20 protein-coding genes and 2 tRNA genes are annotated in these 20,042 nt (G+C 45.5%); 11 read left to right on the forward strand and 11 right to left on the reverse strand.

What is annotated here, in order from left to right; translation table 11 throughout:
• Positions 1–597 carry an amino acid kinase family protein gene (locus tag KSK55_RS11135; RefSeq protein WP_218606940.1) on the reverse strand — a complete coding sequence of 199 codons (597 nt, stop codon included), beginning with the start codon at positions 595–597 and terminating at the stop codon, positions 1–3.
• A gap of 90 nt (positions 598–687) precedes the next feature.
• On the opposite strand from KSK55_RS11135, the gene KSK55_RS11140 reads away from it, so the two are divergent.
• Positions 688–2,334 (forward strand): phospholipase D-like domain-containing protein, encoded by a 1,647-nt coding sequence (locus tag KSK55_RS11140; protein ID WP_218606941.1) that lies wholly within the window; start codon positions 688–690, stop codon positions 2,332–2,334.
• 1 nt (position 2,335) lies between these two features.
• Here the strand turns inward: KSK55_RS11140 and KSK55_RS11145 are convergent, their stop codons facing one another.
• The 3 genes from KSK55_RS11145 to KSK55_RS11155 form a co-directional block, all read right to left on the reverse strand.
• Positions 2,336–3,010, reverse strand: a complete 675-nt coding sequence (locus KSK55_RS11145; RefSeq protein WP_218606942.1) for a cytochrome c biogenesis CcdA family protein — start codon at positions 3,008–3,010, stop codon at positions 2,336–2,338.
• A 6-nt stretch (positions 3,011–3,016) separates the two neighbouring features.
• Positions 3,017–3,583 (reverse strand): redoxin domain-containing protein, encoded by a 567-nt coding sequence (locus KSK55_RS11150; RefSeq protein ID WP_218606943.1) that lies wholly within the window; start codon positions 3,581–3,583, stop codon positions 3,017–3,019.
• 63 nt (positions 3,584–3,646) lie between these two features.
• The gene (locus tag KSK55_RS11155) at positions 3,647–4,906 is read right to left on the reverse strand and encodes a GntP family permease (protein WP_214419566.1); all 1,260 of its coding nucleotides are present in this window, start codon (positions 4,904–4,906) and stop codon (positions 3,647–3,649) included.
• A gap of 98 nt (positions 4,907–5,004) precedes the next feature.
• Between KSK55_RS11155 and KSK55_RS11160 the strand changes: the two genes are divergently transcribed.
• Positions 5,005–5,367: a hypothetical protein gene (locus tag KSK55_RS11160; protein WP_218606944.1), complete on the forward strand. Its 363-nt coding sequence runs from the start codon at positions 5,005–5,007 to the stop codon at positions 5,365–5,367.
• On the opposite strand, the gene nadC is transcribed toward KSK55_RS11160, so the two are convergent.
• From nadC to nadX, 3 genes are read right to left on the reverse strand one after another with little or no spacing between them, the layout of a single operon-like run.
• Positions 5,351–6,199 carry a carboxylating nicotinate-nucleotide diphosphorylase gene (nadC, locus tag KSK55_RS11165; protein ID WP_218606945.1) on the reverse strand — a complete coding sequence of 283 codons (849 nt, stop codon included), beginning with the start codon at positions 6,197–6,199 and terminating at the stop codon, positions 5,351–5,353. The genes KSK55_RS11160 and nadC overlap by 17 nt on opposite strands.
• Positions 6,196–7,098 carry a quinolinate synthase NadA gene (gene nadA / locus KSK55_RS11170; RefSeq protein ID WP_218606946.1) on the reverse strand — a complete coding sequence of 301 codons (903 nt, stop codon included), beginning with the start codon at positions 7,096–7,098 and terminating at the stop codon, positions 6,196–6,198. Before nadA ends, nadC begins: the two co-directional genes overlap by 4 nt.
• Positions 7,095–7,853 (reverse strand): aspartate dehydrogenase, encoded by a 759-nt coding sequence (gene nadX, locus KSK55_RS11175; protein ID WP_218606947.1) that lies wholly within the window; start codon positions 7,851–7,853, stop codon positions 7,095–7,097. Before nadX ends, nadA begins: the two co-directional genes overlap by 4 nt.
• A gap of 64 nt (positions 7,854–7,917) precedes the next feature.
• Here nadX and KSK55_RS11180 point away from each other — a divergent pair, with 64 nt between their 5' ends.
• Together KSK55_RS11180 and KSK55_RS11185 are read left to right on the forward strand one after the other, a co-directional pair.
• Positions 7,918–9,204: a tRNA (N(6)-L-threonylcarbamoyladenosine(37)-C(2))-methylthiotransferase gene (locus KSK55_RS11180; protein WP_218606948.1), complete on the forward strand. Its 1,287-nt coding sequence runs from the start codon at positions 7,918–7,920 to the stop codon at positions 9,202–9,204.
• Between the two features lie 47 nt (positions 9,205–9,251).
• Positions 9,252–9,791, forward strand: a complete 540-nt coding sequence (locus KSK55_RS11185; RefSeq protein ID WP_214419560.1) for a hypothetical protein — start codon at positions 9,252–9,254, stop codon at positions 9,789–9,791.
• Positions 9,792–9,796: 5 nt separating this feature from the next.
• Here the strand turns inward: KSK55_RS11185 and KSK55_RS11190 are convergent, their stop codons facing one another.
• Both KSK55_RS11190 and KSK55_RS11195 read right to left on the reverse strand, forming a co-directional pair.
• Entirely contained in the window at positions 9,797–10,291 is a 495-nt protein-coding gene (locus KSK55_RS11190) for a hypothetical protein (RefSeq protein ID WP_218606949.1), read from the reverse strand.
• A gap of 10 nt (positions 10,292–10,301) precedes the next feature.
• A tRNA-Ile gene (locus KSK55_RS11195) sits at positions 10,302–10,375 on the reverse strand.
• A gap of 133 nt (positions 10,376–10,508) precedes the next feature.
• Between KSK55_RS11195 and iorA the strand changes: the two genes are divergently transcribed.
• From iorA to KSK55_RS11230, 7 genes are all read left to right on the forward strand, one after another.
• Positions 10,509–12,278 (forward strand): indolepyruvate ferredoxin oxidoreductase subunit alpha, encoded by a 1,770-nt coding sequence (gene iorA / locus KSK55_RS11200; protein ID WP_218608938.1) that lies wholly within the window; start codon positions 10,509–10,511, stop codon positions 12,276–12,278.
• Positions 12,275–12,850, forward strand: a complete 576-nt coding sequence (locus KSK55_RS11205) for an indolepyruvate oxidoreductase subunit beta (RefSeq protein ID WP_214419558.1) — start codon at positions 12,275–12,277, stop codon at positions 12,848–12,850. Before iorA ends, KSK55_RS11205 begins: the two co-directional genes overlap by 4 nt.
• Positions 12,851–12,988: 138 nt before the next feature.
• A complete protein-coding gene (locus KSK55_RS11210; protein ID WP_218606950.1) occupies positions 12,989–13,447 on the forward strand; it encodes a hypothetical protein in 459 nt (152 codons plus the stop codon).
• Between the two features lie 267 nt (positions 13,448–13,714).
• A complete protein-coding gene (locus KSK55_RS11215) occupies positions 13,715–15,202 on the forward strand; it encodes a 2-isopropylmalate synthase (protein ID WP_256664303.1) in 1,488 nt (495 codons plus the stop codon).
• The gene (locus KSK55_RS11220; protein WP_214419556.1) at positions 15,183–16,436 is read left to right on the forward strand and encodes a 3-isopropylmalate dehydratase large subunit; all 1,254 of its coding nucleotides are present in this window, start codon (positions 15,183–15,185) and stop codon (positions 16,434–16,436) included. Before KSK55_RS11215 ends, KSK55_RS11220 begins: the two co-directional genes overlap by 20 nt.
• Positions 16,436–16,924 carry a 3-isopropylmalate dehydratase small subunit gene (locus tag KSK55_RS11225; RefSeq protein ID WP_218608940.1) on the forward strand — a complete coding sequence of 163 codons (489 nt, stop codon included), beginning with the start codon at positions 16,436–16,438 and terminating at the stop codon, positions 16,922–16,924. Before KSK55_RS11220 ends, KSK55_RS11225 begins: the two co-directional genes overlap by 1 nt.
• Positions 16,912–18,027, forward strand: coding sequence for a 3-isopropylmalate dehydrogenase (locus KSK55_RS11230; protein WP_218606951.1), 1,116 nt, complete (start codon positions 16,912–16,914; stop codon positions 18,025–18,027). Before KSK55_RS11225 ends, KSK55_RS11230 begins: the two co-directional genes overlap by 13 nt.
• Before the next feature lie 5 nt (positions 18,028–18,032).
• On the opposite strand, the gene KSK55_RS11235 is transcribed toward KSK55_RS11230, so the two are convergent.
• Both KSK55_RS11235 and KSK55_RS11240 read right to left on the reverse strand, forming a co-directional pair.
• Positions 18,033–19,628 carry a Na/Pi cotransporter family protein gene (locus tag KSK55_RS11235; RefSeq protein ID WP_218606952.1) on the reverse strand — a complete coding sequence of 532 codons (1,596 nt, stop codon included), beginning with the start codon at positions 19,626–19,628 and terminating at the stop codon, positions 18,033–18,035.
• 319 nt (positions 19,629–19,947) lie between these two features.
• Positions 19,948–20,031 (reverse strand) — tRNA-Ser (locus KSK55_RS11240).
• Between the last annotated feature and the right edge of the window lie 11 nt (positions 20,032–20,042).

Below are 20,042 nucleotides of genomic sequence, written 5' to 3' on the forward strand. Positions count from 1 at the left end.
TTAAATGGTACCGCCAAAGATCGTTCCAGGTACCTGCTTACCCCTTAGTAGATCAGCAAGTCTCGCATTATCTGATCCTCGGATTATGTGCCCACTGATGTGGTTATCAAAAACATACGGGATGAATGCCGGGTCAAGGTCATGGGTGACCATTCCTGGAAAAAGGTTTGTTACCTGCCTTTCCTGTGTCTGGATATAGTCGAGAGATTTTAAGAGGATGAGTGAGACCGATAAGAGATGTGCAAAATATGCACTGATGGTATCAGACGTGATATCCCAGGAATGCGGGAGTGGATCAACCTGCAACATATGGTCATATGGAAGGAGGATCCTGGGTCCTGTTCCAAATGCCGGCGTTATCGTAACTGGAATGCCATAGGTTGAAAGAAGCCACCCGTACTGGTCCATTGCTGCAATTGCCATGAAATGCGCTGCTGTACCAATGACGCCCTGTTCCCGGATTTCATCTGCAAACACTCCCCCGCCCGGAATGATGAGAATATCTCTCTGGCTGTCTTTAATTGTCCTGATAATGTCTGGAGCATGTTTGATCAAACTCCCTCCGATCTTCAGAACAATGGCCTGCGTACCATGCATCACAATTCAGTACCTTCATGTACCGGTGATCAATAAACCCTGATCCCCATGTATCGTCCTTTCCTTACCTTTGTATTGTGTGCGTTCTGTGTGGTTTCTGCATCTGCTGGTATCTCAATTCTTGAGGTATATCCTGATACATGGATAAAAGGGGATGAAGATGAGTATGTGACCATTGGATGGGGTAGTGTACCTGCACAATGTGAATTATCTGATGGTGAAGGAACGATTTCATTCGTCCCTGCTGATAATGCTGTGAAAAGGTGTACTATCGCGCACAATGGCGAGAGTTACAAACAAGTCTGGGGCCATTACCCGGACTTTGAGATCATCGATGCCACTCCCGCTGTCTCTCAGGTGTCATTACTGGGGAAATTTCAATTAGCCAACAAAAAGGATGAATTAACCCTAACCTCACAGGGTGTTATCCATGATTCAGTCTCATGGCCCGGGACATTCAAACCCAGGAAAGGGCAGATACATGTCTGTTCATCGGATGGGAGATGGGATGAACGGGTGCTTATGGCAGGAGGAAGCAGGATCGTCCCACAGACATTCCACAATATCTCCGGGGTTGCTTTTGTCTCACCTGATTGTTCACGAAAAGTCCTGGAAGAGTCTATTCACCACGCAAATGAGACTATTCTCCTCAATATCTATGAATTCACAGACCCAGGTCTTGCGAAACTTCTCTGTGATGCACAGCACCGGGGTGTATCTGTAACGGTTCTTCTTGAAGGAGGGCCGGTTGGTGGTATACCTCCAGAAGAATTTCCCATCATCCATGATCTGATACAAGCCGGTGCAGATGTCAGAATTATGGAAGGGGACGGAGAGGATCATGCCCCATACCGGTATGATCATGCCAAGTACCTCGTGATAGACTCCTCCCGGATTTTTGTAACAACTGAGAATTTTAAAGAACATTCATTCCCCCATGCAGGATATGCAGGGAATCGGGGGTGGGGTGTACTCCTGACTTCACCAGATTTAGCAGAATATTTCGCACAGGTTTTTCACGATGACTCTGATGGTCCAGGAGTGAATACTGCTGAAGGTCGCCCTGGTCCAACAGATAAACCGGTTGTTGACCCTTACAGTCCGATATTTACTCCACAGGAATTTTCAGATGCTCAAATTACTCCTGTTTTTTCACCGGATACAAGCATCCTGATTGCAGATATGATAAACCAGAGCAATCGCAGGGTGTGGATTGAGCAGGCATATATTACTGATTATCCCGGTAACGAGACAAATCCGTTCCTTACAGCAGCAGTTCAGGCTGCACGACGCGGAGTAGATGTCAGGATTCTCCTGGACGGGTATTACTACAATGTTGAAGATGAGAATGACAATGATGAGATGGTAACCAGTCTACAAACCCTTGCTGCACGAGAGAATCTCTCCCTTCAGGCTAAGATACTCTATCCAGAACGAACAGGTCTACTCAAAGTTCACACAAAAGGAGTTATCGCTGATGATCACGTGCTGGTATCTAGTATGAACTGGAATGAAAACTCTGCCTGTTTTAATCGTGAAGCCGGAGTTATTATCCAAAGCACAGAAGCAGCCTCATATTTTGCATCGGTATTTCTCATTGACTGGTCAGGGAAAAGAGCATCCGGACAGGCGGGTGATTCTTCGTCTGCTATGAATAATACCGGAGTGATTCAGATGATGGCTCTTGTAGGTGTGATGATCTTTTTAATAATCCTGTATCGCCGGCATCATCGGTAAATCAGATGTGTTCCAGAAGGAACACAAATATCAGGTAATACAGGGCAACTGTCAGCATCAATACTCCTGCAATGCGGTTGATACTCATGTGATGGTGAGTAAAGAAGCTGATAAAAGTCCTGCTTTTTTCCATAGACAGGAATGAAAGCAAAAGGAGCGGGCTTGCCATTCCAAATCCAAAAAGAACAAAGTTGATGAAATTTGCAATAAAGTCTGCTGTGGTTGCAGAAATTGCAAACAACAATATAATCGATCCTGGATTGCATGGTAATGCGACAAGACCGAAAAATGCTCCAAACAAGGTTGCTGTAATGTAGGGTGTTCTTCCCACCGGTGTTGATATCATGGGAAAAAACCTGCCAATATCAAATCCTGCGATCATTGCAACGCTCATGATGGCAAGGATCAGGTATATGGCAGGTCCCAGGATTTCCAGTACATCTCCTGTTGAAACTTTTAAAATTGAAACAAAAAGTAGTCCAAAGGAGAACATTGCCAGGAGTACACCTCCGGTTACAGCAACACCGAGGGTGAGGGTAGAACTCCCTCCTGCTTTCGTTCTTCCTGCCAAAAATGCTAGGTATCCGGGGTAAAGCGGTAGAACACACATAGCCCCCAGTGGTGTGTATAGTCCGGCAAGAAAAGAGATAATCCAGGTTTCAGGTGTGATATCCATGGATTTTTATGAACACAACTCATCAGCAGCACGTTTCAGGGTATCTGCACTGAATACGCCATCTTCAAGATAGGTGGCAGTCTTGCCGCAAATGATAATGGTCTGAGGTATTGACTGTATAAAACCCGGTCCATAGGCATTAATCAGACTTCTCGTTGCATCAGTCGGGGTGGCAGCGAAAATGCCTTTAAATTTATTTGATTCCTGGTGGCGTTTTACCTTATCCAAGTTGTCATTAGGATCAACATCCAGGGCAATCACGGTGTATGAGTCCGGGTATGCTGTCTGAAGTTTTGTTGACTCCAAAAGTTGCATGGAACATCCTGGACACCAGATGGCAAAACTATGGATGATGACCGGCTTTCCCAACTCTACAAGATCTTTTATGGTAAACCGTTCTCCGGTTGCAACATTGGTCATGGAGGTTGTGATCCACGCAAGTTCAGGAGATGCTGTTTCGGAGTTGGCAACCTGTGGTACGACTGGCTCCTCACTTGCCAGGCACCCTGTACAAAGGAGGGCTCCAATGAGGATCCCAATAATGACCGGGAGTATTGTCCGGTTATGATGCATAAAGAAACTTCTGAGGTTTCTGGTTCATATACTTCAAGGAGAAATGAAAAAAATGTGTGTTCTTTATCTGACCGGCATTAAAAATTGGATGAGAAGAGCGATGACGTATGTTGCACACCCAAAGATAATTTGAGGCACCGTATATCTCTTAAAGACCGTTTTAACGTCATCACCCGTAGTTCTGTGTAAGAGCCAGAAATAGGGATCTGTTACAAAACAGATAAGTCCCGCTCCTCCGATGATCATTAAAAAAAGAGCCAGCGGATTTAACATGGATGGAATTACTGTTGTTGCAAGTACCTGGGCAGTCAGGTACGATGTCACAATGCGTGATCCTTGGGCTGTCTGAATAAGGGCTGCAAGGACAAAGGGGAACAGGAATATCGGGAGTGAAGATGCGAGCAGAATGGATGCATCCGCTGGAAAACTGCTCTGCTGAATAATGAATCCAAGTGCTCCGGCACCACAGATATCAAAGATGACCACACCACCATGCTTTGCTCCAAGCACCCACCCGGTCCATCGGATATCAGGCTTTGCAGTAGCAACAGCGGTAGCCATTCCGGCAAGCATGATAAATTGAAGAAGTCCTGCATGAGTGAGCCCGAGAAGCATATAACCTACTGGAATTGCGAGCAGGATCACTAGGAACGGGGCCCATGCCCGAAGGTGAAGTGTTCCCTCCTCTCTTTTATATCCTATCTGTTCGCTTGTTATGTCAGCAAAATTACACTGTCTTCTGACATACCAGATCATACTACCGATAAAAGCGAGTGAGAGTGGTATTGCAACGAGGTTATAGATTAGGGGTGAAAAATCCGGAGCAAATGCATCAAAAAGCGTGTATGTTACAGGAGTCGGATATACATATGCCACTCCAAGGACTGATCCAATCGCAACAAGGTAGATAAGGAGTGAACGTTTTCGTTCATCTGATGTGAAAAACTCGATCACCGGAGTCAGGATGATAAACGCAGTTATCGGACAGGTTGAAGGAACAGCAATCAGGTATCCTGCTATACCAGACAGAGTCGGTGGTCTTTTTAATAATGTCCGAAGGTCAGATACAATCTGCTGAATAAGCCCTTGTTCAGACAGGTATTTAGCAATAACTGAACCAGCGAGGATTGGTATACCAAGGCTGTTAAAGATGCTGCCACATCCCATTGCAACCTGCTGGAAGACCGTGTCCGGGGCAGTCCCGATCATGAGACCAAAAGCAACCGCCCCACCAACGAGGGTAAAAAATGGTGGAAGTCTGAACCGGAATCCAATTACAGATATTGCCACCATCACGATGATGAAAATCAGGATGGTATTCATTCCTTATTCTATCTGCAGGTGATCATATCAAAGCCTCTTGGTCAACACCTGAAAACCAGCTCTCATACGCAAGAAAGGGTAACCAACTGGGGATGCTGGTGTTTCAAAGTCAGGAGAAACTTGCTGTTGCCGTCCTGCTTCTGGTAATAGTGGTCTGTCTGGCAGGAACTGTCCTGCTTGATGGTATGGGGAAAGAACAATATTCAAAAGAATATACACCAGGAATGGCAGATGGAACCCTTGTCCGGTTTGAGGGGGTAATCGGTTCAGTATATCATGCCGCTGGGGGAAGCCAGATCCTCGATGTCTCTGGTGTCAGTATATTCATTCCAGCTTCTGTAGGAGAGATCCCTGATATCCAGGAAGGGAACCGGATTAAAATAATCGGGGCAATCCAGCACTGGAAAGGAAAAGAAGAGATCCTTGTCGAAGAGGCTGATGACATCACGCTTGTTTCATGATATCAAGAGAGAAATCTGCGTTGGTGATGGAATGTGTAAGTGATCCCATAGAAATCCTGTCAATCGCGAGGGGAGCATAGGAAGCAAGATTCTCTCCGGTGATCCCTCCGGATACCTCAATCACGACCTTATCGCGAACTCCTTTTTCTTTCAGAAGAACAAGGGTCTGTTCAACCTCAGCAGGAGCCATATTGTCAAGAAGGATGATGTCCGCACCCGCTTCTGCTATCATGAGAGCATCATCAATGGTATCAGCTTCAGCTTCAATCCGGTGATATGCTCCCGCAGCCCTGGCTCGTCTGACTGCTTCATCCACCCTGACAAGTACCCGGTGATTATCTTTGATCAGGATTGCATCAGAAAGTGAGAACCGGTGTGGATCAGCTCCGCCAATCATGGCTGCCTTTTTGTCCATCAGGCGAAGTCCGGGTGCTGTTTTTCTGGTTGCAGTAATCTTACACTTTGGATTGATTGATCTGACCACGTCCTGCAAGGTTCTGGTCTGTGTTGCAATTCCGCTCATCCTTCCCAGGATGTTTAGCAATGTCCGCTCAAGGAGCAGGATGGTATGTGCAGATCCATATATCTCCAGAATAACATCACCAGCCATATATGGTGTTCCATCAGCACCCGATTTTTTAATGCATAGCCCATACCATTCTGACAATCTGACACACTCTGCAATGCCTGCGAGAACCACGTGTTGTCTGGCTGATACCACTGCAGTACATGATTGTGGTTCAATAACTGCATTTGATGTAATATCTCCAAACTGGCTGTCCTCTTCGACAAATGAGATAAGTTTTGAGAGGGGAATGTCCGGAAATATCATGGAACCTGCAACATGTATTCAAGAGATTTTCTGGCACCTTCCATGATCTCCTGGGGTACCTGCACCTGTCCGGTGAGGTCACGCAGGCAGACAACAAGTTCCTGAAGTGTGGTTTTTTTCATGTCTGCACATAATGCATTTTCATTCCCCACAAATGTCTGATCCGGACAAAGTTCGCCGAGCCGGTCCAACATACCAACCTCGGTGCAGATATACCAGGATGATCCAGTCTTTGCTATTTCAGCCATTTTTCCGGTGGAAGCGATATGATCCGCATGTGCCCGGATTTGTGGCGGGCATTCAGGGTGAGCGATGATTTGAATCCCGGAGGATTTCACCTCTGTAAGATCTGCAGGATCAAACTGCATGTGCACATAGCAATGTCCCCCTTCAGGGATGGGAATGATCTCCTTATCCGGAAGAACAGATTGAACATACGACGCGAGGTTTGTATCAGGCCCGAATATTATCTGCCGGTGTGGTAGTGACTTGACAATCCGCACAGCATTTCCTGATGTACAAACAGAATCTGCAACAGCCTTGCATGCAGCTGTACTGTTGATATACACGACCACTGCAGCATCCGGGTACTGTGCTTTTGTGCTCAGTATAACATCAGGGGTTAAAAAGTCTGCGAGCGGGCATCCTGCATCAGGCTCAGGCATCAGGACCATCCGGTCAGGATTGAGGATGAGAGCTGTTTCTGCCATGAACCTCACACCGCAGAGAACAAGGATTGGTTCAGTTGCTTTTTGTGCTGCAAGAGCAAGTTCAAGGCTGTCGCCAATGACATCTGCAACCGCATGAACTTCAGGAAGTTGATAGTTATGAGCCAGTATGAGTGCCTTTCGCTCAGCTTTCAGGCGAAGAGCGTCTGCTATCAGGTTACGCTTTGTCACGATCCAATCACCAGGGGACTGTCAAGATTTTTTAAAAGTGAAAGCACTGAAAGTGCTGCGAGGTAGCTGGTTGCAGGATTATCAGGACTTGGATGATTGACGATCCGAATATTCGCCTCTCCAAATTCACCAGTTACCTGGATGTCGTGAATATTACGATCTACATCCGGGTCTGCCCAGAGTTCTACATCTACATCATGATCTGCCGCAAGTGCCAGAGCAACTGAAACATTGATGTTCTTTGGAAACTGCTTGACACATTCATTTGCTTTTCCCCGGAAAACAAGAGTCTTTGAAGAAATCGAAAGTCCAAGACTTTCCGGACTCTTTGTCGTTCTGAGAAGCACTGATTCGATCCTGCTTATCTGACCAACCTTGAGGTTGTCAAGACCCATGATAGCCCCGCTAGGAATGTGGATCTTCTTATTATGGTCCCGTGCTTTTTGAAGTAATACTTTTCTAAAATATGAATCTGATAAGGCACCAACTGAAAGAATCAGGATATTTTTTCTATTCTCCAGTACCTTTGGTGCATATTCCCTGACCGCCAGAACTGATGCAGCCTCTACGCAGATATCAAAATCCTGGGATATAAACTCCTGAAAATCTGAGAAAGCTGGGGCGCCACATATCCGGGCCAGTTCCTCTGCATGGTCCGGGAGGCGGTCAAAGAGTGCCTCTACCGTAAATCCATCCTGGTGGGTTGCTATAATTTTCCCAACATTGCCACACCCGAGGAGCCCGATTCTGACCATTGCCTACATATATGCAGAATATCTTTTAAGCCGTTTGGTTCCTGAATGATGAGTGCAACTGTCCATGAATAATTCTGACCATTTTTCCGGGGGGTCTGAAGACGCACGACCTTTGTCAGATGACCATTGGAAAGAGAGATTATCCGGCCGTTTCGTCCATATTCGTACCTTTGGGTGTTGCTATAATGCCGGTGATTCAGATATTTTGTCAACAGTTTTGGAAGATCTGGGTTCCCGGATTGTAACTGACCCTGAAAGTGCTGATGCTATTGTCCTGAACACATGCATTGTCATTGGTACAACTGAACGGAAGATGATCAGGGAGATGGGTTCATATCCAGGCAAAGATGTGTATGTTACCGGATGTCTTCCCCTGGCACGTCCGGAAATCCTTGCTCAGTTCCCTGAAGTCAGGGTAATCATGCCAGATTCAATTCATCACGCCGCAGTGTACATCCCCTATATACGAAAAGGATCCGTACAGGTTGTTCAGGTTGGACCTGGTTGTATGGGTTCTTGCAGGTATTGTATTACCCGTCGTGCCCGTGGAAAGATCCAGAGTGTTCCCCCTGAAGAGATCATTTCACAGGTTGTTGCATGTGCAGAGGGAGGAGCGGTTGAGATCCGTCTTGCCGGGCAGGATCTTTCTGCATATGGGTGTGACACCCATGAGATGTCACTTGCATCCCTCCTCGAACAATTCCCATCATCCCTTGGCAGATGTAAGGTGCGACTTGGTATGATGAATCCGGCAACCCTTCTTCCGATAGCAGGAAATGTTGCCCGGGCGATGAAACATGGCCCGTTTTTTTCATTCCTTCACCTTCCAATCCAGTCAGGTTCAGATCAGGTGTTGGATCTGATGGAGAGAGGGTATCATCGTAAGGATATTTTGCACATCCTAGAAACATTCCGGTCAGAAATCCCAGACATCACGATTGCAACCGACATAATCACGGGATTCCCAGGAGAAACGGAAGAGGACCATGTAAAAACCTTAGATCTTCTTCGCCTTATGAAACCGGGTATGGTCAATGTCACACGTTATTCCTGGAGGCCTGGAATCGGGATGAGCAGGATAGGAGAACTTCCAGATCGGATTCGAAAAGATCGGTCGCGTGCAGTAATTCAAGAAGCCTATGCTGCCCTCCTGATAGATAACACAAAAAAAATTGGTAGAGTTCTGCAGGTTGTTGTCACTGAGCAATTAAAACCCGGTTCTGTAATGGCACGTTCTTCTTTGTATGAAGGAGTGGTTATCAGGGAGGAAGTGGTTTTAGGGACTGTCTGTCAGGTAACCATTACCGGATGTACACCTCATTATCTTATCGGTAAATTGGTCAGGGACTGATCAGACGGTTCTTTGCCTGTCCGGATGACGTATAGGTATTGATTGCAATGGAAGAAGTCATTGAACTAGGATTTAACCGGCTGGTTGAAATCATCAACCTGCATGATACGTCAATTGATGCGTATTCAGAAGAAATCAGAAATCTTGATGCATTATTACTTGGAAAGATGGCATCCCAGATTACTCAGGTCATCTCAAAAACCGGAATTGAACTTCTCGAAAAAGGGAAAAAAGATAATCAGGGAGAAATTTATGATCCACGACACTATCCTCTGAAGATGATAATTTTGGGTAAAAGTGCTGAACCGGTACTTTATCGCCCTGATAATATGTCTCGTTCTGTCCAGGATCAATTTTGTCTTCTTGGTGAGGATGGTAAATTTTACGAGATAATGTATAGCGCCGATGAGCTCATCATCGACTCATATCTTGCAGAAATAACCCCCCGCCAGGTCATTGATCTGTATGGGTATGAGGCAATGTTCATGCTCTATAAAGCAATGCAACAATATCTCTCGAATCAGGAAGAATTGCTTTTTGCACTTGAAAAAACGATTGCCTTTATCAGATCCAAAGAAACGATCTGATTTTTTTATTCTTTTCCTTTCCAGCCAAATATCGGGAAGACCGGTTTGAAAATATCCTGTTCTTGTTCCTGCTTTCCAAGACTGAAGGCTTTACTTTTCCTGGCGCCATCCTGAGCCTGGTACGTCACTTCCACGATAAGGGAGGTGACCATCGTAGGAAGAGCAAGTTTTGTTGTTTCATCTGGCTGTAAAATATCAACATGCCATGGATTTTCTATCCCTGCTGCAGTAACAACTATCTTCTCTGCTGCTTTTGTTCCTGCATTTTCAAGAATTATTTCACGATGATTTGCTGAAAGATTTGCAAGCATAAGGGGGCGTGCATGTTTTGCCGCATCTGCCGAGATCATCGTTCCTAGAAGAAGCGTTCCGAATAAAATGATCGCGACGCCGGCTAGTATCTCCTGGTTGATGAGATACAATAATGCAGTGAGCCCTAATCCAATTCCTGCTATAAGGATGATTCGATAATTGCCAGAAATTCTTTTTGAAGCTGACATAAAACAGAAATGGGCCCGATGCGATTCGAACGCATGACCTCCCGGTTATCAGCCGGGTGCACCACCTGGCTATGCTACGGGCCCGAGGCTCTTATCAGGTGGTACTCACTCCTTATTAATACTTGCGTATTGATCTTCCTGGTTCTGGAGAACATAACAGATCATGACTCATACCAGAACAGGCAACATAATTAGAGAATCTCGTCCGGGTTTGAATATGGTAGTTCACTATCTCCTTGGAAATGAGGCGATTGCGCATGGATGCCTTGAAGCAGCCGTTGATGTCGCCTGTGGATATCCGGGTACACCCTCATCTGAGGTCATTGATACCCTGCGGATGGACCCTGACCGCGCCTGTAAGGTTGAATGGTCAGTAAATGAGAAAGTTGCCTTCGAACAAGCACTTGCAGTCTCATGGTGTGGCATGAGAGCCATATGCACGATGAAACATGTGGGTCTCAATGTTGCTGCAGATCCACTGATGACATCCGCATATACCGGTACAAAAGGCGGATTTGTAATTTTGAGTGCAGATGATCCATATGCTCATTCATCACAAAATGAACAGGATAGCCGGTGTTATGCAAGTTTCGCCCGGATTCCCTGTCTTGATCCATCAACACTCCAGGAGGCTCATGATATGGTACGGGATGCATTTGCCTTATCTGAAGAGTTTTCTCTTCCGGTTTTATTCCGTCCAACCACCCGTATCTGTCATTCGAAAAGTGATGTTGATATGGGGGAGATCAAAAGCTCTCATCGGACTGCTTTGTTTGAAAAAGATCCCCGTCAATATGTGGTCATTCCCGCGCATACGAGAATTCTTCATCAGAAACTCAATCAGAAACAACCGGCATTAAAGAAAAGGCTCATCGAATTAGGATATAATCGATATGAACTCAAAGGAAAAACCGGAGTTATCTGTGGTGGTGTTGGCTCATCATATGTCCGTGAGGTTATCGGTCCGGATGTATCTCTTGCCATAATTGGTGCATACCCGATTGATGAAGACTGGTTTAGAGAATTTATCCGCAAACATGAGAAGATTCTGGTTGTTGAAGAACTTTCACCGGTCATTGAAGAGGTAGCGAGGCAGGTCTGTGGAAATATTCCGGTATATGGTAAAAAAACCGGACATGTCCCGTACGAAGGAGAACTTGCCCCTGAAAGAGTTGCAGGGTACATGCATTCCGCTGGATTTGACACGTCTGTCACCTATCTGTCTGCATCATCTCCTGCGGCACTTCCCGTGCGTCCTCCGATCCTGTGTGCGGGTTGTATGCACCGGACAGCAATGTTTGCCATGAAAAAGGTCTTTCGTGATGCAATATTTCCAAGTGACATCGGTTGTTACACACTTGGACTCCAACTGGGAACGGTTGATACAACAATTTGTATGGGTGCATCTATCACGATTGCTTCTGGTATGTCTCTTGCTGGAGAGCCCCGGGATATTGTCTGTACGATTGGTGACTCCACTTTCCTCCATACGGGTATCCAGGGACTGGTTAACGCAGTCTATAATGGGGCAAATATCACGGTTGTGATACTTGATAATCGCATTACTGCTATGACTGGTCATCAGCCAAACCCGACAACCGGAGTAACTGCATGCGGGGTATCAACTCCTTCCGTATCAATAGAAGCTATTTGTCGTGCAAGTGGTGCAACATTTGTAGAGACCGTCAGTCCGAATGATTTAACGACCTTTATTAATGTCTTAAAGGAGGCAAAAGCACGTCAGGGTGTAAAGGTTGTCATTGCCCGCCAGCCCTGTGTAATCTCTGAGAAACGGGCAAAGATTAACCGCGGTCGTTACATGGTCCATAAGGATCTCTGTATCGGGTGCAAAGCGTGTATTAAGTTCGGATGTCCTGCAATAGAACTCAATGGAGGTCTTGCTTCGATAACCGATCTCTGTTCCGGCTGTGGCGTATGTGTCCAGATATGTCCGGTCGGTGCTATCGGTAGGGAGGTAAAGGAATGAGTTTTGATGTCATGATTGTTGGAATCGGGGGTCAGGGCACTATCCTCACTTCTAATATTCTGGGAAGAGCTTGTGTGTTAGAGGGAATCCCGGTAAGAGGAGCAGAAACTCATGGTATGGCACAGAGGGGCGGTTCTGTTGAGTCACAGATCAGGATAGGGCAACAATTTGGTCCGCTTATTTCACCGGGAAATGCCGATCTCCTGCTTTCATTTGATCTCATTGAAACAGTCCGTGCAGCACACTGGCTTAAACCGGATGGCTCAATATTTACCAGCAGAGATTTTGTAGTCCCAACATCAGTGTTTATGCAGGATTACCCGGCACCAACTGAAAATATGCTTCTAGAAATGTTGGGAGATAAGACATACTCGATAATAGATACCCGACGCATAGCAGAAGAAGCAGGTAACATCCTTACTCAAAATATCGTGCTCCTTGGTGCAGCATCTCCTGCATTGCCTTTAAAGAAAGAGTCTTTACAGGATGCTATCAAAAAAACCGTACCACCAAAGACGGTGGATCTGAATCTAAAAGCTTTTGATATGGGTATAGAAGCAGGAAAATTGTGAATTATTCCCCGCCTTATTTTTAATTCTAATACCTGCCTGGCATCTATTCAGATGTAAGTAGACCAGAAAACCTCTTCTTAAAACGGAACGATATACTGATATGAATATGAATATTTTTTTAATAATCACAATCTTTTTTTGGCGATTCCTGGTGTAGTGCATGCCTTTTCTGTAGATCATGTTGATATCTCAATCGATGAAATGGGTAATGCTGCAGTGCAGATGAATTACCAGGCAAATCATATTGAGGTTGGTGCATACTCTCTGGCAACTGTCGTGATGGATGTAAAGAATGTTGCCAAAGAGCGGCTTGAAGCAGTATTTCAAAAAACTGTGTCGGTTCAAGAAATCAGTCCTTCATCAACGCGGTTTGTGGTACAGGATTTTGCCCAGGTGGAAAATGAGACTATTATCAGCCCGTCATTTGAGTATTTGGATGCTGAAATGCTCTTTGATGAGAGATTAAAATGGATAAAAGATGCGTTGTCCCTGGATTTTACTCCGAAAATAACAAAAATTCAGTTTCTTGATGGATATTATGAGTCATTTGAAAACCTTGATGCCATTCCGGAAATTATACACACCCTCATGAAATAGATCCGTATTTCTACCTGTGTTATTCTTTCTAATCTGGTAGATGCACCAACTGATGTCTTTTCCATACACAATTCGCATCATGCCCAGTTATGATTTCACTCGAATGGTGTAGATGGGGATCCAATGACCGCACCAGCGATCAAAAATATTATAAGTCAAAACCTACTACCTGTATGATCATGTCTCAAAACGTAACCGGGACAGGGAACGTCGTATCATCTGGTACGGCAGGTCGCTTTCTCCAGCGATAAGCATTGTACACGAAAAATTACTGTTTTCGATACGACACTCCGTGACGGGGAACAAACTCCGGGTGTGTCTTTCTCGCCTTCAGATAAGATAGAAATCGCCCATCAGTTATCTGATATCGGTGTTCACATCATTGAGGCGGGTTTTCCAGCATCTTCAGCCGATGAGTATTCAACAGTGAAGGCCATTGTAGCAGAAAACCTGAATTCTATCGTTTGTGGTCTGGCCAGATCGGTAAAACAGGATGTAGACCGGTGCATCGACGCTGGTGTGGAGATGGTGCATGTTTTCATACCGACATCTGAGGTCCAACGAATACACACCATCCGCAAGAGCCACGAAGAAGTAGTCGCCATTACTGGTGAAATTGTCAGGTATGCTCGGGATCATGCAGATAAGGTGCTGTTTTCTGCCATGGATGCTACACGGACCAGCATTCCCGAGCTGATAGAGGTCTATACTACCGCGGTTGAGGCCGGAGCTACAGCAATAAATGTGCCGGATACTGTCGGTGTTGCGACGCCAACCTCAATGAGAGCCATGATTGATGCATTACGTCCGAAAATCCCCGTAACCATCGATGTCCATTGTCACAACGACTTTGGAATGGCAACAGCAAATACCATTTCGGCGGTAGAAGCTGGTGCAGATCAGGTCCAGGTGACGGTGAACGGGATTGGTGAAAGGGCAGGAAATGCAGATTTAGCATGTACGGTCATGGTTATCGAGTCCATCTTCGGATGTGACACCGGGATCCAAACCGAGCGACTGGTTGAAACCTCACGAATGATATCACGGTTTTCCGGGATCATGGTCCCTCCGACATACCCCGTGACTGGTGAGTTTGCCTTTTCTCATGAAAGTGGTATTCACTCGCAGGGAGTCATTGAAAATTCCAGTACTTTTGAGCCAGGAATCATGACCCCGGAAATGGTTGGTCACCGGCGTCGGCTGAAACTGGGGAAACATGTCGGAAGACACGCAATCCGGGAGATGTTAAACCAGGTGCATATTTCACCGGATGATACCCAGATGGATGATATCATCAGCAGAATTAAGCAGATCTCCTCAAAGGGAAAGAAAGTCACTGAGCATGACCTGTATGAGATTGCAGAGACCGTAACAGGTGCATCTGCAGGTGGCCGGTATGTAGAGCTGGTTGATATTGCTATTATGACCGGTAACCACATGATCCCAACCGCAACAGTTCGGGCCCGGGTGAATGGTGTGGAAGAGGTCTGTTGCAGGACTGGCAATGGTGCAGTCGATGCCGCCATTAAGGCACTGATCGGCACCGTTCCAAAACCAGCAGTATTAAAAGAGTTTAACATCTCTGCGATATCTGAAGGGAGTGATGCAATCGGACATGTCACCCTGGTTGTTGAAGATGAGAAAGGCAGGCTGTTTGATGCCGCCGCATCAGGTGATGACGTGGTGTTAGCGTCAACGGAGGCGATGATTAACGCAATAAATATGGTGTACCGGAATGGCAGGAACAATCACTGAAAAAATATTCAGAGCCCGGTGTGGGCGGGACGTAACGGCAGGCGAAGTGGTCATGGCTCCAATAAGCGGAGCAATGATTCATGATATTACCGGACCGCTTGCTATTGAGAAATTTTATGAAATGGGTGGCAAGCAAGTCTTTGATCCGGAAAAGATCATTATGCTTTTTGACCACCAGGTACCAGCCGACTCCCTGAATGCTGCAGAGATCCAAAAGAATATGCGAATTTTTGCAAAGGAGCAAGGTATTCACAACTATGACATCAAAGAAGGAGTCTGTCACCAGGTGACTCTGGAAAAGGGTCGTGTCTGCCCAGGTGATATTGTCATCGGGAGTGATTCACATACCTGCATGTATGGTGCAGTCGGAGCTTTCGCAACCGGAGTCGGGTCAACTGACATGGGATTTGCCCTTCGGTACGGCTGCCTGTACTTCAGAATTCCTGAGAGTATCAGGGCCGATGTCACCGGAGAGTTTCAGAAAAGGGTTGGTGCAAAAGACCTTATCCTCAATATTATCAAGGATATTACCGTGGATGGGGCAACCTACAAAGCAGTAGAGTTTACCGGTGATACCATTGGTTCAATGAATATGGCTGGTCGGATGACCTGTTGTAACATGGCGATTGAGATGGGTGGAAAAGCAGGCATTGTTCCTCCTGATCAGGTGACAAAGGAGTACCTCTCAGGCAGATGTACTTGCAGGGATGAAGACCTTGTGAGTGATCCGGATGCTGTATACGCATCATGGCGTGACTATGATGTTTCTGATCTTGTTCCACAGGTTGCAACCCCCCATAATGTTGATCAGGTTGTCGATGTGACCGAGATTGCTGGAACTCATGTTGACCAGGTCTTTATTGGTTCCTGTACAAATGGACGATTTGAAGATCTACAAGAGGCTGCTGAAGTCCTTGGGGATAAAAAATTCTCTGATGATGTCAGGGTTTTAGTGATACCTGCATCAAAGGCTGAGTATCTGAAAGCACTTAGAGCCGGACTTATTGAACAGTTTGTCGAGGCCGGGGCACTTGTCGAAGCACCCTGTTGTGGCCCATGTATGGGAGGATCCTTTGGCCTTATCGCATCTGGTGAGGTTTCATTCTCAACATCCAACCGGAACTTCCGGGGACGACAGGGGTCGGCAGAAGGTAAAGTTTACCTTGGATCTGCGGCCACCGCTGCAGCAACAGCCATTCATGGAGAAATAACTGATCCACGGGAGGTGCGATGATGAAGGTGTGGAGATTTGGAGATAACATCGATACTGATGCTATTATTCCAGGCCGGTTCCTGACTATCAATGATCCTACCGAGCTGGCAACACATGCATTTGAGGGAATCAGGGACGAATTCTCCAAAGAAGCAAAACAAGGGGATATCATCGTTTCCGGCAGAAATTTCGGATGTGGTTCATCCCGGGAACATGCACCATTAGCTCTGACCGGTGCCGGTATTCAGATGGTGATCGCTGAATCATTTGCCCGGATATTCTACCGGAACAGCATCAATGTTGGTCTGTTACCGGTAATATGCCCCCGTGCATCAGAAATTAATGAAACTGATAATGTCGTCCCCCATCTTGATGAGGGATACCTTGATGTTTCTGGCAAAAAACTGCCTACCGAACCGGTTCCGGATTTCCTTAGACGGATTATTGATGCCGGAGGGCTTGTTGCATATGCAAAAACAATACGAGGTGAAGACCTGTGCACAAAGTAGCAGTAATCGGAGGGGATGGCATTGGTCCTGAGATTATTGATTCTGGGAAAATTGTCCTCGAAGCAGCAGGTGAAAAGTTTGGTTTTGATATCGAATGGACTGGTTTTGATATCGGGGCAGACCGGTACCTTGCCACCGGAGAACTTCTTACCGAGGATGACCTGAAGGAACTTGAAAAATTTCAGGCAATATATTTTGGCGCCATTGGTGACGACCGGGTAAAACCAGGTATCCTGGAGAAGGGAATTCTCCTCAATCTTCGGTTTTACTTTGACCAGTACATAAACCTTCGTCCAATCCGTATGCTTGCCGGAGTAGAGACACCACTTGCAAACAAGAGACCGGAAGATATCGACTTTGTAGTGGTCAGGGAAAATACTGAGGATTTTTACGTCGGGATAGGATCCAGGCTAAAGGGTCATGAGAAAAAGATGCTTGAGGTTAACCGGGATCTGTACTCAGTGAAATTCGGACTAGATGTCGAGACCGATTCAGACGAACTTGCCTACCAGATTGGTGTCATCAGCCGGGAAGGTGCCAGCCGGGTAATTTCCTATGCTTTTGACATGGCACAGGACAGAAAGAAGAAGGTTACCTCGGTGGACAAGGCCAATGTTCTGTCTGACGTGTATGGTCTCTGGCGGGATGTATTCCTCGAGACCGCAGAGAAGTATCCGGGGACCAGCCATGAGTTCACCTTTGTTGATGCTATCACCATGTGGTTTGTCAAAAATCCGGAATGGTTCGATGTCGTTGTGACGCCGAATATGTTCGGAGACATCATCACTGATCTTGGCGCTATGATTCAGGGAGGACTTGGTCTTGCTCCAGGCGGTAATATTAACCCTGAAGGAACCAGTATGTTTGAACCTATTCATGGATCTGCACCGAAATACAAAGGTCAGAACGTTGCAAATCCTCTTGCAACAATCTGGGCCGGATCAATGCTTCTTGAACACCTTGGAGAGAAAGAGGCTGCTGACCGGGTTTTGCAGGGTATTGAAGCTTCTATCCGTGAAAAAATTGTGACAAAGGATATGGGTGGATCGGCCAGCACAAGTGGTGTAGGCGACTGGATAGCAAGATGGATATCAGATTCTTAGATCTTTTACCCCTCTTTTTTTAACAGGATTGTTTTTCTGATCTCCCGTATAGTGGCTGAAATTTGTTCCATTGTAGATAATATCCCATACATAATACTGCCAAATTCGTCTTCCTGGTTTGCCATCCTTTTTATGTGCAGCCCATATTGATGGTTTACCGTGTCACGAAGGAGCGAATCATTATTTCTCATTGCTTCATCACTGGATTTGGAAAGAGATGGGAATGATCTGCAGAGCAGATGAAGGTTTTCCATAACCGGAGATGTGACCAATGAAAAATCTTTGTAAAACCCGTTTGAAACTAATTTCTGCCTATTTTCCACTAATTGAAGTTTTTCTGTGAGATATTGAATCTGATCTGCAAGCTGATGACTGAGATCATTCACCCGGATAAGGATTGCAATATTTCCTGCATCCTTTGAAGAGATTTCACTTTTTGAGACTGAAAATACAGCCTCCTGTATCTCTTTGGCTAGGAATAGGATATATCCATGAAGATGTGATATTGTTTTCTTGATGTGTTTATCATGCAAATCCTTACGAATGGTCTCTTTCAACATTTTCTTATTGAGTTTTATCAGATGATGAATCTCCTGTTCTATCTGGTTTAATGCCTCATTTGTTTCAGATGGAAGGGGATATGTGAGGTGTAATGGCCGGTACACAATTTCGCTCTCATTACCGGGAACCAGTTTTTTCACCAGTGTTGCAAATGGGCCGAGGAGGAAAAGGAAGAGGATGGCACATGATACATTGAAGATGAGATGGGCATTTGCTATCTGTTGAGCAGGAGTACCACCCAAACCAGTCACGAAAGTGCCGAATGGTGTCATAATTGGTATGAAAAGGATCACTCCTATCAGGTTGAAAAGAAATTGTGCGACTGCTGTTCGTTTCGCAGCTGTATTCATCCGGAGAGATACCAGGAGGGCTGTGGTGGGTGTTCCGAGATTAGCCCCGAGGGCAATTGGTATTCCTTCGGCAGGAGTTATGATTCCGGTCATTGCCATGATGACAATAAGACCTACGGTAACAGAACTAGACTGGAAGATTGACGTGATGATAAATCCTGCTAGAACTTCGAGAATGACATTATCCAATGATGCTATGATTCCTACCAACATCGGATCGTTTTGATATGGCGCAAGTATTGATGAAACAAGGTTTAAACTGAAAAAAACCAGTCCAAAATAAAATATTGGTTTACCAAATGCCCTCCAGCGACCACCAATGATGCTTATCAAAAATCCTATTACGATAAAAACCGGAGCAAAGGATGTTAGTTTGAATGCAACCAGTTGTGCTGTAATAGTTGTGCCGATGTTTGCCCCAAAAATTATTCCCAGAGATCCGATGAATGAAAGTGTGCCAGCATTAACAAGCCCAACGGTAATCACCGTGGTTGCTGTACTTGACTGGATAAATGCAGTTATCAGCGTTCCTAATATAGTTCCGTGAATTCGTGTCCGGGTATAACGCTGGAGGGTATTTCTGAACCGTTTTCCCGCGACATGTTGAATTTCTCCTGAAAATTGTTCTATCCCATAGAGAAAAAGGATGATTCCTGAAAAAAGTGCAAAGATAAACTGCCAGTCCATCATCCCCTCACCTAAGGCCTGGATTCTGAATCACTGTTCTTTCTATCATATTATCAAATATTGTGTATCGTTCGTCTGTACCCCGATATAATCAGTGTTTAGATGAATAAAAAAACCATTTGACTTAGTCTATGCGATCTCATAAACTCCATGTTGCTATACATTTGTGTTTAATAAAATTACATTTCATAGGGATGTTTCTGCTGAATGGGAGACCGGGATCTATATTGGCCTTATTCAGGCCATTCCAAATGGGTTTGAAAAAGCAGCAAAATCATGTCATTTCAAAGAAATACTACTGAACAATAGAAAAAAACCAGAACGCTAAGGGGGAGATTTGAACTCCCGAGGGATTGCTCCCACAAGATTTCCAATCTTGCGCCTTCCCAGACTAGACTACCTCAGCAATTATGAGAT

Origin of the sequence: Methanospirillum hungatei, from assembly GCF_019263745.1 — an archaeon.
GTDB lineage: Archaea > Halobacteriota > Methanomicrobia > Methanomicrobiales > Methanospirillaceae > Methanospirillum > Methanospirillum purgamenti.

Bases quoted from the DNA above. Each gene is read 5' to 3' on its own strand.
- KSK55_RS11235 (WP_218606952.1), bottom strand. From the start codon at position 19,628: ATGATGGACTGGCAGTTTATCTTTGCACTTTTTTCAGGAATCATCCTT.
- KSK55_RS11155 (WP_214419566.1), bottom strand. From the start codon at position 4,906: ATGAATACCATCCTGATTTTCATCATCGTGATGGTGGCAATATCTGTA.
- KSK55_RS11225 (WP_218608940.1), top strand. From the start codon at position 16,436: ATGAAGGTGTGGAGATTTGGAGATAACATCGATACTGATGCTATTATT.
- nadX (WP_218606947.1), bottom strand. From the start codon at position 7,853: ATGGTCAGAATCGGGCTCCTCGGGTGTGGCAATGTTGGGAAAATTATA.
- KSK55_RS11135 (WP_218606940.1), bottom strand. From the start codon at position 597: ATGCATGGTACGCAGGCCATTGTTCTGAAGATCGGAGGGAGTTTGATC.
- iorA (WP_218608938.1), top strand. From the start codon at position 10,509: ATGGTAGTTCACTATCTCCTTGGAAATGAGGCGATTGCGCATGGATGC.
- KSK55_RS11150 (WP_218606943.1), bottom strand. From the start codon at position 3,583: ATGCATCATAACCGGACAATACTCCCGGTCATTATTGGGATCCTCATT.
- nadC (WP_218606945.1), bottom strand. From the start codon at position 6,199: ATGATATTTCCGGACATTCCCCTCTCAAAACTTATCTCATTTGTCGAA.
- KSK55_RS11180 (WP_218606948.1), top strand. From the start codon at position 7,918: ATGAATAATTCTGACCATTTTTCCGGGGGGTCTGAAGACGCACGACCT.
- KSK55_RS11145 (WP_218606942.1), bottom strand. From the start codon at position 3,010: ATGGATATCACACCTGAAACCTGGATTATCTCTTTTCTTGCCGGACTA.
- KSK55_RS11205 (WP_214419558.1), top strand. From the start codon at position 12,275: ATGAGTTTTGATGTCATGATTGTTGGAATCGGGGGTCAGGGCACTATC.
- KSK55_RS11220 (WP_214419556.1), top strand. From the start codon at position 15,183: ATGGCAGGAACAATCACTGAAAAAATATTCAGAGCCCGGTGTGGGCGG.
- KSK55_RS11185 (WP_214419560.1), top strand. From the start codon at position 9,252: ATGGAAGAAGTCATTGAACTAGGATTTAACCGGCTGGTTGAAATCATC.
- KSK55_RS11190 (WP_218606949.1), bottom strand. From the start codon at position 10,291: ATGTCAGCTTCAAAAAGAATTTCTGGCAATTATCGAATCATCCTTATA.